This window comes from Neobacillus sp. BP17 (assembly GCF_059579525.1).
The window spans coordinates 5599724-5612112 of sequence record NZ_CM184198.1; the positions used below are offsets into that span (position 1 = coordinate 5599724).

General features: G+C 43.5%; 13 protein-coding genes. 3 read left to right on the forward strand and 10 right to left on the reverse strand.

Features of this window, described 5'->3' with window-relative positions; all coding sequences use genetic code 11:
- Nucleotides 1–98: 98 nt before the first annotated feature.
- The gene (gene speB / locus AC4QJR_RS27340; RefSeq protein ID WP_098571561.1) at nucleotides 99–971 is read right to left on the reverse strand and encodes an agmatinase; all 873 of its coding nucleotides are present in this window, start codon (nucleotides 969–971) and stop codon (nucleotides 99–101) included.
- 261 nt (nucleotides 972–1232) lie between these two features.
- Nucleotides 1233–2060 carry a spermidine synthase gene (speE, locus tag AC4QJR_RS27345; RefSeq protein WP_098571562.1) on the reverse strand — a complete coding sequence of 276 codons (828 nt, stop codon included), beginning with the start codon at nucleotides 2058–2060 and terminating at the stop codon, nucleotides 1233–1235.
- 243 nt (nucleotides 2061–2303) lie between these two features.
- Here speE and AC4QJR_RS27350 point away from each other — a divergent pair, with 243 nt between their 5' ends.
- On the forward strand, nucleotides 2304–4367 hold the full coding sequence (locus tag AC4QJR_RS27350) for a transglycosylase domain-containing protein (protein ID WP_496524860.1): 2064 nt from the start codon (nucleotides 2304–2306) through the stop codon (nucleotides 4365–4367).
- A gap of 283 nt (nucleotides 4368–4650) precedes the next feature.
- Here AC4QJR_RS27350 and AC4QJR_RS27355 read toward each other — a convergent pair whose 3' ends face one another.
- Together AC4QJR_RS27355 and AC4QJR_RS27360 are read right to left on the reverse strand one after the other, a co-directional pair.
- Nucleotides 4651–5160: a YwhD family protein gene (locus AC4QJR_RS27355; protein ID WP_098571564.1), complete on the reverse strand. Its 510-nt coding sequence runs from the start codon at nucleotides 5158–5160 to the stop codon at nucleotides 4651–4653.
- Nucleotides 5161–5176: 16 nt separating this feature from the next.
- Entirely contained in the window at nucleotides 5177–5839 is a 663-nt protein-coding gene (locus AC4QJR_RS27360) for a site-2 protease family protein (RefSeq protein ID WP_496524861.1), read from the reverse strand.
- Between the two features lie 223 nt (nucleotides 5840–6062).
- On the opposite strand from AC4QJR_RS27360, the gene thmT reads away from it, so the two are divergent.
- Nucleotides 6063–6248 carry a 2-hydroxymuconate tautomerase gene (thmT, locus tag AC4QJR_RS27365; protein WP_026568172.1) on the forward strand — a complete coding sequence of 62 codons (186 nt, stop codon included), beginning with the start codon at nucleotides 6063–6065 and terminating at the stop codon, nucleotides 6246–6248.
- Nucleotides 6249–6319: 71 nt separating this feature from the next.
- Here the strand turns inward: thmT and AC4QJR_RS27370 are convergent, their stop codons facing one another.
- From AC4QJR_RS27370 to AC4QJR_RS27385, 4 genes are all read right to left on the reverse strand, one after another.
- Entirely contained in the window at nucleotides 6320–6544 is a 225-nt protein-coding gene (locus AC4QJR_RS27370; protein ID WP_251459590.1) for a hypothetical protein, read from the reverse strand.
- 184 nt (nucleotides 6545–6728) lie between these two features.
- Entirely contained in the window at nucleotides 6729–7232 is a 504-nt protein-coding gene (locus AC4QJR_RS27375) for a YwgA family protein (RefSeq protein WP_098571568.1), read from the reverse strand.
- Between the two features lie 73 nt (nucleotides 7233–7305).
- Nucleotides 7306–8604: an HD domain-containing protein gene (locus AC4QJR_RS27380; RefSeq protein ID WP_496524862.1), complete on the reverse strand. Its 1299-nt coding sequence runs from the start codon at nucleotides 8602–8604 to the stop codon at nucleotides 7306–7308.
- A gap of 171 nt (nucleotides 8605–8775) precedes the next feature.
- A complete protein-coding gene (locus tag AC4QJR_RS27385) occupies nucleotides 8776–8997 on the reverse strand; it encodes a YuzB family protein (protein WP_144551753.1) in 222 nt (73 codons plus the stop codon).
- A gap of 282 nt (nucleotides 8998–9279) precedes the next feature.
- Here AC4QJR_RS27385 and AC4QJR_RS27390 point away from each other — a divergent pair, with 282 nt between their 5' ends.
- A complete protein-coding gene (locus AC4QJR_RS27390) occupies nucleotides 9280–10071 on the forward strand; it encodes an RsfA family transcriptional regulator (RefSeq protein WP_496524863.1) in 792 nt (263 codons plus the stop codon).
- 81 nt (nucleotides 10072–10152) lie between these two features.
- Here AC4QJR_RS27390 and lipL read toward each other — a convergent pair whose 3' ends face one another.
- Together lipL and pta are read right to left on the reverse strand one after the other, a co-directional pair.
- Nucleotides 10153–10983 (reverse strand): octanoyl-[GcvH]:protein N-octanoyltransferase, encoded by an 831-nt coding sequence (gene lipL, locus AC4QJR_RS27395; protein WP_496524864.1) that lies wholly within the window; start codon nucleotides 10981–10983, stop codon nucleotides 10153–10155.
- Nucleotides 10984–11188: 205 nt separating this feature from the next.
- Nucleotides 11189–12160 (reverse strand): phosphate acetyltransferase, encoded by a 972-nt coding sequence (gene pta / locus AC4QJR_RS27400; RefSeq protein ID WP_496524865.1) that lies wholly within the window; start codon nucleotides 12158–12160, stop codon nucleotides 11189–11191.
- Between the last annotated feature and the right edge of the window lie 229 nt (nucleotides 12161–12389).

The window sequence follows — 12389 nt, forward strand, 5'->3', positions numbered from 1 at the left end:
GCTCTAATGCATACTTTTTCTATTATAAACATTGCTGGTGAACAAATCAAAAAATGCCTGACATCAAAAGTGTCAGGCACCAAAAACCACTTTTCTGTTTATTTCACCCAGCCGAGGAGCATTTCACGGATTAACTTACTAGCGGTATTCGCTGTTTGCTCGGATGGATCATAAATCGGTGCCACTTCGACAAGGTCACCGCCGACGACGTTCACCTCGGAACGAGCAATCGCATGAATAGAAGCAAGCAGCTCTTTCGAGGTAATACCGCCGCAATCCACCGTTCCTGTGCCTGGTGCGTGCGCTGGATCAAGGACATCGATATCGATTGTCACATAGACCGGACGGCCAGCAAGTGTTGGAAGGATTTCCTTTAACGGCTCGAGCACTTCAAATTTAGAAATATGCATCCCATTTTCCTTCGCCCAAACGAACTCTTCCTTCATCCCGGAACGAATCCCGAACGAATAGACGTTGCTCGGTCCAATGTGTTCCGCAATCTTGCGGATTGGGGTCGAGTGCGATAACGGTTCACCTTCATATTCCTCACGCAAATCTGTATGTGCATCAAAATGGATAATCGCTAAATCTGGATATTTTTTATACATAGCTTTCATAACCGGCCATGAAACTAGATGCTCTCCGCCCATACCAAGCGGGAACTTGCCTGCAGCAAGGACTTGGTCAACAAAGTCTTCAATCATGTCGATGCTCTTTTGCGGATTTCCGAATGGAAGCGGAATATCGCCTGCATCATAGTATTTTACCTCTTCTAACTCGCGGTCAAGATAGGCACTGTACTCCTCTAAACCGATCGACACCTCGCGGATGCGGGCCGGACCAAACCGTGAACCCGGGCGGTAACTAACCGTCCAATCCATCGGCATCCCGTACAATACAACCTGACTCTCCTCAAAATTCGGATGACTCTTAATAAACACATTTCCTGAATACGCCTCATCAAAACGCATCTATGTATCCCTCACTCTCTATCTAGTACCTATTACGGTTCCTTAAATGATTATTGACGACCCTATGACCTCTTTTTTCTCAAGTTCGGTCGTCAAGAAGCTCTATTGGCGACCTTAAGACCTCTTTTTTCCCATCTTCGGTCGTCAAGAAGCCCTATTGGCGACCTTAAGACCTCTTTTTTCCCATCTTCGGTCGTCAAGAAGCCCTATTGGCTACCTTAAAGCCTCTTTTTTCCCATCTTCGGTCGTTAAGACCATCTATTACTTCACCAAATCCCCAACAAATTTCGGCAGCACGAAGGCGGCTTTGTGCAGTTCTTTGGTATAGTACTTGGTTTCGATCTCATGGAAGCGGTCTTCGCTAACTTCTAATGGGTCATATTTCTTTGAACCGATCGTGAATGCCCACAAGCCGCTTGGATACGTTGGAATATTTGCGACATACAAACGTGTAATCGGGAAGATTTCGCGCACATCGCGTTGGACATTACGAATCAAATCCGCTTTGAACCACGGATTATCCGACTGCGCCACAAAGATGCCGTCCTCCTTCAACGCCTTCGAGATTCCTGCATAGAAACCTTTAGTAAATAGGTTCACTGCTGGACCGACTGGCTCAGTAGAATCGACCATAATCACATCATACTGATTATCACTGTTCGCAATGTGCATAAAGCCGTCATCCACCTGAACATCGACACGCGGGTCATCGAGCATGCCAGCAATCTCCGGCAAAAATTTCTTGGAGTACTCAATAACTTTGCCATCAATATCAACAAGCGTCGCTTTTTTCACGCTCGGGTGCTTTAACACTTCACGAATGACACCGCCATCGCCGCCGCCGACCACTAGGACATTCTCCGGATTCGGGTGCGTAAATAACGGAACATGTGCCACCATTTCATGGTATACAAACTCATCACGGACCGATGTCATCACCATGTCATCTAAAAGAAGCATATTGCCCCACTCTTCAGTTTCAATCATATCCAGCTTTTGAAACTCAGTTTGTTCTGTATGTAAGGTTTTATTTACTCTCATCGTGATTCCAAAATGTTCAGTTTGCTTTTCTGTAAACCAAATTGACATGCTTACCGCTTCCTTTCAACTGATCTCAGTTTTATACATACCAAGTAATCATTCAATTTTATAGTACCCAAACCATTGAATTACAAACACAAGAAAAAGTCTAGCAAAATTTAAATAAATAAACCAATAAATGTTTAAAAAGACTCTATTTTTTCAATACTATTACTATCTAATTTTTTAAAAACTGGAAAAAACGAGGCTGGCAAAAGCGCCTCCGCATTTCAAAAAGGGGTGGTGAACATCATGGAAATCATGACGGATCAAGGGTTTCGAAAGACCATTAAATATTTACGGGCAGTTATTATCATCAGTTTGATAGGCATGGTTTGTATGCTTATTCTCTTCCTCGGAATTCTTGCCTATGCAAAAATTCTAGGGGCACCACCGCTCGCCGTTCCCCAATCCACCTTACTCTTTGCAGATGACGGGACATTGATTGGCGAGAGCAACAGCGGGCAAAAACGGTATTGGACCAATTTGAAGGATATTTCACCGGATCTGGTTGATGCGACCATCTCCATTGAAGATAAAAATTTCTACGAGCACCATGGCTTTGATTTTAAGAGAATCGCTGGTGCGCTGCTAGCCGATGTCCAAGCCCTTTCAAAGGTACAGGGCGCAAGCACAATCACTCAGCAGTATGCCCGAAATCTATTCCTCGAACACGATAAGACGTGGACGCGGAAGCTGCACGAAGCTTTTTATACCATCCGTATCGAGATGAATTATTCCAAAAAAGAAATTCTTGAAGGCTATTTAAATACGATTTACTATGGCAACGGTGCCTATGGGGTAGAGGCAGCCAGCCAATATTATTTTGGAAAAAAGGCAGCTGACTTGACGCTTGCCGAAGCAAGCATGCTGGCGGGGATTCCAAAAGGTCCGGGCATTTACTCTCCGCTGGCCTCAATGGAACATGCGAAAAGCCGTCAAGCGATTATTTTAAAAAGTATGGTATCCAATCATTACATCAATAAAAAGGACGCCCTCGATGCGGCGATGCAGCCTTTAACCATCGCAGGTACTCACAATACGCAAAAAGTGAAGGTTGCCCCTTATTTTCAGGATGCCGTCAGAAATGCCTTGAAAAATCAATTGCATTTAGATGACCGCACGATTGCCCTCGGCGGATTAAAGGTCTATACTACTCTGAACCGCAAGCAGCAGGAAGCAGCAGAAAATCAAGTTCATAAATATGTAGCGAATCTATCAGAAATTCAAGTCGGTCTTGTTGCGATGGATCCCAAAAACGGCTATGTCAAAGCGATGGTCGGCGGCCGGGACTATGAAAAAAGTCCCTTTAACCGAGCCGTTCAAGCCATCAGGCAGCCTGGTTCAACGATCAAACCGCTTCTTTACTACGCGGCCCTTGAGCAAGGCTTTACACCATCATCGACGATGCGCAGTGAGTTTACGACCTTCCATTTTGATGATGGCCAGCCTGACTATACGCCGCATAACTTTAACAATAAATATGCCAACGGGGAAATCACCCTCGCTCAGGCACTTGCTGTCTCCGATAATATTTTTGCCGTCAAAACGCATTTATTTTTAGGAGAAGAGACTTTAATCGAGACGGCGAAGAAATTCGGGCTTTCTTCAAAAATGGCACATGTACCGTCCCTGGCATTGGGGACTTCTGGTGTCCGCGTCATCGAAATGGCGAATGCTTATAGTCTGTTTGCTAATGGCGGAAAAAAGGTTCACCCAACCTTGATTACAAGAGTGGAAGACTACAATGGCAACGTGATTTATGAAAAAGAAGAAGAAACAGAAAAGGTGTTAGACCCAGCTAAGGCGTACGTGATGACGCAAATGCTGACGGGGATTTTTGATCCAAAACTTAACGGATATGCAAAAGTCACAGGCAGCACAGTCATCAATGATATTACCCGGCCTTATGCAGGAAAATCGGGCTCAACTGAAACCGACAGCTGGATGATTGGCTACTCCCCGCAGCTCGTGACAGCGGTTTGGGCAGGCTATGATATGGGAAAACCGATTGAGCTGGTGGCTGAAAAAACGTATGCGAAAAATATTTGGGCCAATTTTATGGAAGAGGCCCTCAAAGGCAAGCCCGTCAAGGCGTTTAAGGCACCGAAGGAAGGGGTCAAAGGGGTATATGTCAACCCCGAGAATGGCAAATTGGCGACCAAGGATTGCCCGGTGCGCCGCTTCACCTACTTCGTCAGCGGTACCGAACCAACAGAATATTGCACCGAACATCTAGGCAATCACGAGGCACTGCCAGAGAAACATAAGAGCACGAAGAAAGTTCCTTGGTATAAGAAAATTATGCCTTGGTAAGAAAAGCGGAGGCGACCGTTTAGCGGCGTATGGAATGGAGCGCTTTGACTGAGATAAAGGAAATACGGAGAGCGTTAGCGATCCGATGTTGACTTATCGTAGGGAAAAGAGCGAAGTCCACTAGCCGCTGGGAGCCGCAGCTAGACAGGTATCCAAGTGCAGAATACTTTATTAAAATAGAAAAGCTCCGGAAACTTCCGGAGCTTTTCTTGTCCTAGTAATACATTGTTTTTACACTCAATATGATACTATAATTTTCAAAAAAATTACAAGCATTAATTTCCTATTTTGCCAATAAACCCTGTTTGAGTTCATCCGTTGAGTTGTCCCACAAAACTTGATTATGATTACGTAAGAATTCCGCTAATACCCTTTTCGAATTCTCATCCATATCGTCGACAATGATGTGACGCTTCAGCGACTTATCCATGCGGTTGACGTGCTCGGGCAAGGATTTGTAGCCGCGCCGGATTTCGCGGTCCACGGTCATGAAGCAGGCCGTCACACCCGCGTAGTATGGGCCTTCTTCGTTGCGGTCAATCGTTACCCACACAAGCCAATACGGTTTTCCGTTCGGCACCTCTTCTTGATTTTTCAAAAATTTAATGCCCTTTTCCACGACGCTGCGGGCGTGCATGGCACCGACATCAATCTCCGCTTCGCCAGCGTCGACATCAATGATGACAGGTGACACATTATCAAGACTCAAAGCACCTTTTCCAAAGCCTTTATGACCATCGGTCGGATCACTCTTGATGATATTAAAACCAAGCTTCTTTTTATTTTCTTCCATTAAAATTCAAAACCTCCTAAAAAAACAACATCCTGAAGAATTGACTTAACCCATCCCATACCCACGGAATGACAACCGCAAATATAGGTTCGATCGTATAGCGATCAAGCGGGGTAAACACTAAAATTAGAAAAATCAACCCGCCATACTGTTCATATTGCGTCATTTTCGCGCGCACATGGTTCGGCGCTAAGTCCTCAATGATCCGGTACCCATCGAGCGGCGGGAATGGCAGCAGATTAAAGATAAACAGAACAATATTAAGCCGGATAAAAATTTCCAGAAAATCATAAAAACTCTCAGGCAGGGCTGCACCGAAACGGTTTAACGCGAACGCAACAACAAAGCCAAGTGAAGCTAAGACAAGATTGCTGAGCGGCCCGGCAACAGAAACGAGAATTCCGGCTAGGCGGGGCTTTTTAAAGAAAAAGCGATTCACCGGTACCGGACGGGCCCAGCCGAAGCCGGCAATAAATATTAAGATCGTGCCGATCGGATCAAGGTGTTTGAGCGGATTTAACGTCAACCGGCCTTGTTTTTGTGCGGTCATGTCACCGAATTTATAGGCAACGAACGCATGAGCAAATTCATGAAACGTAAAGGCAATCATCAGGGTAATTGCCAAATAAGGAATCATGCTTAACGGATAGGCAAGAAAATTAAAATTTTCCAACACCATATCTCCTTCCATCTCAAACGGATGACCGCTTACGTGTGCAGACTCCGTTTTCTATCTATCTATATTCCTTTTAGTATACATGAAATCGTTTAGAAAAAGAAAATCAAAAGTGTCATCGATTATTGCACTTTTCGTCGAATTATGGAACACTAACATAGAATAGCTGCAGCGATCGTTTCGCGGCTTAATCACTAAATACATAATAACGGAGGAGGAGAAAAACATGCCATATGTAACAGTAAAAATGCTTGAAGGACGTACCGACGATCAAAAGCGTGCCCTAGTTACAAAAGTAACGGATGCAGTCAGCGAAACAACAGGCGCACCAAAAGAAGCCATCCATGTAATGATCGAAGAAATGAGCAAAAGCAACCTTGGAATCGCTGGCGTACGAAAAAGCGATCAATAAATAGAAAAGCGAAGATTTGGTGTCAGGCACCATGTGAAAATTTCACATGGTGCTTGACACCTTTTTAGTACCTACAAAAACTTTATCTCGTCTTTTGGGCTTTCTAGCTTCAGTTTCTCTAGTTCAAGTTTCATTTTTTCGGTTTCGGCTAAGTAATTTACGTGTTTAAGTTTTTCTAGTTCGAGTTCATCCTTCAGCATACCTGCCTTGATTTTTGACTGTTTCTGAAAATGGGTAGTAATAATGGCTGTAATCGGTATGCCAAATACCATAATGACTGCAATCGTTCCTGTCATTGCGGGAACCCCCTCAAATGTTATATTTTTTACCTCATTATCCAAATCATAACAAATCTCCATTCAAAAGAATAATTATTTATCAGAAAATTGAATCAAAATAAAACTTACCATTAAAAAGAACAAAAAACACCACCTGAACCATCATGTACGCACACGGTTCAAGCAGTGTTTATATACCTTATTATTGAATTTTTCTCTTTAACGATTCGATATACTGATAGGCCTCATCAATTTCCGCCTCAGTATAGCGCTGGCTTGCCTTTAGCGTAAACACCTTGCCCGCCACTTCTTCTTTTGAAAGATTATCAAAATATAAAACCGTTGATACCAATTCCAAGAATCTAGCATTCTGTTCATTCATATCAACAAGACAATCCTGCAAAAACGGCATGTCCACCTCATTCAAACTTAAAAACTCTTTCCCCGGCTCCGTCAAGGTATAGCGATATTGAAAATAGCCGCCCTTTTTCTCCTTCACCTCATTGAGAAAGCCCATATTACAAAGCTCCTCAACCCGTAACGTCAACTCCTCTGAGTAGGGGCCATAAAAGTGAAACTGGAACCGTTCTTGAAAAGGAAATGCCACCTTTTTCGCAATATATATCATCTTTTGCAGCTTCTTACGCCCGATAATCTCACCGGAAACCATAACCGCCTGCATCAGTTTCGCATGATCATTTAACAACGTTCGTCATCTCCTACTCCATTTGGGTGTCAGGCACCAAACAACAATCACCAATCACCTATTACCAATCGATCTATAACTCTAAAAGGGCACGGATTTGCTTTTTCACATTCTTTTTAGTCGAATCATCAAGAATAAAATCAGCCGGGTAATAGAGCTTATGGTCGGTTCTTCTTTTCCCCGAAATCGCATCAACAATCTCCGATTCGCGAGAAAGCTCCCTCAATTCCCCATTTTGCATCAACAAATGAATCGGCAGCCGCTCTTCCTCTTCACCGGGACGATAGAAATCATACGGCAAATCCGACGAGGAATCGACCACCAAATAGTATTCAGGGTCCAACCCTGCCTTTTTGAATAAGGAACCTAGTTCAGCGAGCTTTTTGTATTCCTTTGCTGGGTCAAATTCAACAAACTTGAAGAGATTGCGGTTAACAAACCGACGACAGAGGTCGCTTAAAACAGGATCTGACTCTTCCTGCCAAATTTGAAAATAATATAAAATCACTGATTCATCTAATTTTACATAGTCTTCTAAGGTTACCTTTTCATTGAAAATCGACGTAAAATGGATGGGTTCGTATTTAAAAGTATAGTTTTCTTCAAACAATTGCTTAGCGCGGTGGAGAATTTTTGTCAAAATAACTTCCGCACTGCGCGATACCGGGTGGAAATATACCTGCCAATACATCTGGTAGCGGCTCATAATATAATCTTCGACTGCGTGCATGCCGCTCTTCTTAATGACTACTTGATCTTCGCGCGGCCGCATCACCCTCAAAATACGTTCCATATCAAATTGACCATAGCTGACGCCGGTAAAATAGGCATCCCGCTGTAAATAATCCATCCGGTCGGCATCAATTTGACTGGAAATCATACTGACCACCAGCTTTTTCTCCGATGTTTTCGCGATCACTTCAGCTACTTTTTTAGGAAAATCTGGCCCCACACGCAGCAGCACGTTATTGACTTCGGTATTCCCTAAAATAATTTGCCGGGTGAACTCCTCATGGTCAAAATCAAATACTTTTTCAAACGAATGGGAGAACGGACCATGGCCAAGGTCATGGAGCAACGCGGCACATAGGGTCAACAGGCGGTCATCATCATTCCATTCCGGTCTCCCCGCAAACACATCATCAATAATGCGGCGGACAATTTCATAGACACCTAGAGAATGGTTGAAGCGGCTGTGCTCAGCGCCATGGAAGGTTAAAAATGTTGTTCCGAGCTGTTTGATGCGCCGTAAGCGCTGAAATTCCTTCGTTCCGATTAAATCCCAGATGGCCAGGTCACGTACGTGGACGTAGCGATGGACGGGGTCTTTAAAGACTTTTTCTTCACTAAGTTTTTCCGCCGAATAGGCCATAGACTTCCCTCTCCCTCGTAAACTTGCTCCTGGCGTTAAAGAGCCTCATGCCCTTTACTTTATTATTTTCTATTATATCCCAAAAACCACCCTATTTTCAGCAAAATTCTACACGATTTTTCGACATGGATGGGGGAAAAAAATCACCTGCGTTTATTAAACAGAGGTGACTTATTTTATCTTCTTATTCACTTTCTCCATTAATTCCTCTTCCGTTAATGCGGCAACGGGGCGGTTATTGACAAAGGCAAAGGTCTTTTTCCGGCCAGGTCCGCAGTAGGATTGGCAGCCAATTTTGACTTCAGCCTCAGGATCTAGTTCTTTTAACCGAGGGATCAATGTCTTTAAATTTACGGCCTGACAATCGTCGCATACGCGAAATTCATTGGACATGTAAGACACCCCTTTCTTAATAACTGTCATTGCAATCTATATCTATAGTTTATCCAGCTTGGATAGCTTAAAACAACCGATTAACTCCTCTGGTATTTTACATTTTCTTGTTTTCGAATGCAAGTTGCAATCTTTACTAAACTCGTTAAAAAAATCTACTATCCTTGCAACCATTTTGGTATAAAGGTTCAAAAACTTGTCCATCCTAAGACTAGAACTTTTAAAAACTCGTCAAGATGCATGGGCGGGTTCATCCAAAAACTAGAAAAGGGAGTTGAACATATGAAAGTTCGTCAAGACGCATGGACAGATGAGAATGATTTGCTTTTAGCCGAAACTGTCCTTAGGCATGTAAGAGAAGGAAGTACACAGCTAAACGCTTTTGAAGAAGTAGGCGATAAACTGAATCGTACATCAGCTGCTTGTGGATTCAGATGGAATGCTGTTGTTCGTCATCGTTACGAAAAGGCACTACAATTAGCGAAAAAGCAGCGAAAACAAAGACAAAGAGTGTTAGGGAAAGAGCAAGGCGGCAAGAAAAAGCTGTTATATAGCCCGCCGCTCACTGGAGCACCGGAGTTTGATGCAATCCCAGCTCAAATGGACATGGCGCTGGAAACAAGCTTTGACACGCCAGATATGACAGCTGAGATGGCAGAGGAAACTTATGTAAATCCTTCTGCTTCGACACCATCACAAGCGCCTGTTTATACCCAAGCACAGGTTCAAACACAAGCTCAAGCCTATCGTCAGGCAAATAACACAGGGCTTTCACTTGATTCCGTTATTACTTACTTGCAAAACTTTCATCATTCCAATCTGCAAAATGAAGCATTAAAAAGTGAGAATGAAAGATTAAAAAGAGAGTTGGCAGAAGTAAAACGCCAAAATGAAGAAATGGCCGCTAAAATTGAGGGTCTTGAGCAAAATACAGAAACAATTCAAGAAGATTACGAGACCTTAATGAAGATCATGAACCGCGCCCGCAAGCTTGTGTTATTTGAAGAAGAAGAAAGACCGGCTACGAAATTTAAAATGGACAGAAACGGAAATTTAGAAAAAGTAGCTGAATAAAGAGCATTAGGGAGAAGAGCAAAAGCGCAACATCTCTTTGAAAAAAAGCCGTAAATCCGCCTATTCGGGATTTACGGCTTTTTACATGGCGTTAATTTTTTCATTTCGGTCAATGACCCGTTGATAATAACCTGGAAATAACCCCAGCTCATACTCATTTAATGGACCCGCATACAAGAGCCCGCTATGATCCTTTAACTGGTTTAGTAGACGGAGCATCACGTCGGTAATGGTAAGATCGGTTCCGAGCAATTCCGCAAGCGACGCCATGACTTCTGGAACAATTTCTGGATATGCAAATTTCGTGTCTGCATCCTGTTTTGCTAGTTTATAAAATTCCCTCACCAGTTCGGCTCGCCTAGCGCCGCTGCCGTTCACACATAGATATATCTGGACAGCGACCCCTTTTTTAAGACGGCGCTGTGAGATGCCGGCAAACTTTTTCCCCGCAATGCTCAAATCGTAACTTCCCGGGCAATAAGAACCGACAATTTCCCGAGCCTCAATCTGATGCGGGAAATCGGCAAACATATTTTGAATGAGCTGCCACATCGCATCATAGCCGCGATTAATATCAATCCCTTTTTCCGCCTCTGGAAAAATCAACGAGATATTGAGGACGCCTTCATCGAGAACAACTGCGAGGCCGCCGGAGTTTCGGACAATCGCATGATAGCCCTGCTCCTGTAAAAACTGAATACCTGCTGGTAAAAATGGCAACTTAGTATCCTGAATGCCGAGAACGATCGTATTGTGGTGAACCCACGTCCTGGCTGTGGCTGGTGCCTGACCCGAACCAACGGAGGCACACAGGGTATCATCGGTCCCAAATGATTGCAATGCTTGAAAATGAATGCCCGCCGCTGATTGATCGATAATCCGCCATTGCGGCTGACGCAGTAATCCTTCCATTTCGGTGGCTCCTTGACTTGAATTAATAGTTTTTAATAGGATTTATACAAAATCCGATAGTTATTATACAAAGTATTATACTTTATTTACGAAAATCATGATAATTTTACAAAGCCTCAGCACATTTATACAAAAATTAGTAAAACAAGCCCAAAAAGGCCAATCCACCTTAACAATGGACCAGCCCTTCCTTGCAAACTAACTCTTATAACCCTTGTGCTGCCGTAATTAACGCCAGCTTGTAGACATCTTCTTCATTACATCCACGTGATAAATCGTTTACTGGTGCGTTTAAGCCTTGCAGAATCGGTCCAACTGCTTCAAATCCGCCTAGGCGCTGCGCAATTTTGTAGCCGATGTTTCCAGCTTCAAGGCTAGGGAAGATGAACACATTCGCATCCCCTTGCAGCGGAGAATCGGGTGCCTTGCTTTTTGCCACCGATGGAACAAATGCTGCATCAAACTGGAATTCTCCGTCTAACACAAGAGATGGGTCACGACGTTTTGCTTCTGCCACTGCCTCCGCCACTCGTTCCGTTTCAGGCGACTTCGCTGAACCCTTTGTTGAAAAGCTGAGCATCGCAATGCGCGGCTCCATATCAAACATATGAGCAGTCTTTGCACTTTCAATCGCGATTTCTGCTAAATCATTGCTGTCTGGGGCGATATTAATCGCACAATCAGCGAAAACATACTTTTCATCCTCACGAACCATGATGAATACGCCGGACGTTTTCTTGACGCCTTCTTTTGTCTTAATGATCTGTAATGCCGGGCGCACTGTATCAGCCGTGGAGTGGGCCGCACCGCTGACAAGACCGTGTGCTTTATGTAAATAAACAAGCATCGTGCCAAAGTAGTTTTCATCAAGTAAAATTTTGCGTGCATCCTCTTCGGTTGCTTTCCCTTTGCGGCGGTCAACAAAAGCTGAAACCAGCTCGTCCATGCCAGCATAGCTTGCTGGGTCATAAATTTCTGCCTCATCTAAAGAAACGCCAAGCTCTGCTGCTTTCGCCTGAACTTTTTCGATATTGCCAATTAAAATCGGTGTGATCAGTTTTTCCTCTGCTAAACGGCTTGCCGCTCTGACAATCCGCTCATCTAATCCTTCTGGAAAAACAATTCTCAAATCACGGCCTGAAATTTTTTGCTTTAAACCCTCAAATAAATCACTCACTACTAAATCCTCCCTTAATCAACCTACATAAATTAGCATACTTTACCCTTTTTAAATTTCAATGATAAGACTCAAAGATAGCGTTTTCATCCAAAAAGTTTATGTTTTCAAAAAATTACGCGCACGTTTTTATGATTTACTTCTTCCATGAAAAATATCCATTGATTTGCTTAGATAGGTTTATTCGCGCGCCACTGGGTCAAACTATGTTATAGTAAAGATTGTTAAT

What these genes read in the sequence shown, in the direction of transcription:
- speB (WP_098571561.1), bottom strand. Translation starts at nt 971, where the DNA reads ATGCGTTTTGATGAGGCGTATTCAGGAAATGTGTTTATTAAGAGTCAT.
- speE (WP_098571562.1), bottom strand. Translation starts at nt 2,060, where the DNA reads ATGTCAATTTGGTTTACAGAAAAGCAAACTGAACATTTTGGAATCACG.
- AC4QJR_RS27350 (WP_496524860.1), top strand. Translation starts at nt 2,304, where the DNA reads ATGGAAATCATGACGGATCAAGGGTTTCGAAAGACCATTAAATATTTA.
- AC4QJR_RS27355 (WP_098571564.1), bottom strand. Translation starts at nt 5,160, where the DNA reads ATGGAAGAAAATAAAAAGAAGCTTGGTTTTAATATCATCAAGAGTGAT.
- AC4QJR_RS27360 (WP_496524861.1), bottom strand. Translation starts at nt 5,839, where the DNA reads ATGGTGTTGGAAAATTTTAATTTTCTTGCCTATCCGTTAAGCATGATT.
- thmT (WP_026568172.1), top strand. Translation starts at nt 6,063, where the DNA reads ATGCCATATGTAACAGTAAAAATGCTTGAAGGACGTACCGACGATCAA.
- AC4QJR_RS27370 (WP_251459590.1), bottom strand. Translation starts at nt 6,544, where the DNA reads ATGACAGGAACGATTGCAGTCATTATGGTATTTGGCATACCGATTACA.
- AC4QJR_RS27380 (WP_496524862.1), bottom strand. Translation starts at nt 8,604, where the DNA reads ATGGCCTATTCGGCGGAAAAACTTAGTGAAGAAAAAGTCTTTAAAGAC.
- AC4QJR_RS27385 (WP_144551753.1), bottom strand. Translation starts at nt 8,997, where the DNA reads ATGTCCAATGAATTTCGCGTATGCGACGATTGTCAGGCCGTAAATTTA.
- AC4QJR_RS27390 (WP_496524863.1), top strand. Translation starts at nt 9,280, where the DNA reads ATGAAAGTTCGTCAAGACGCATGGACAGATGAGAATGATTTGCTTTTA.
- lipL (WP_496524864.1), bottom strand. Translation starts at nt 10,983, where the DNA reads ATGGAAGGATTACTGCGTCAGCCGCAATGGCGGATTATCGATCAATCA.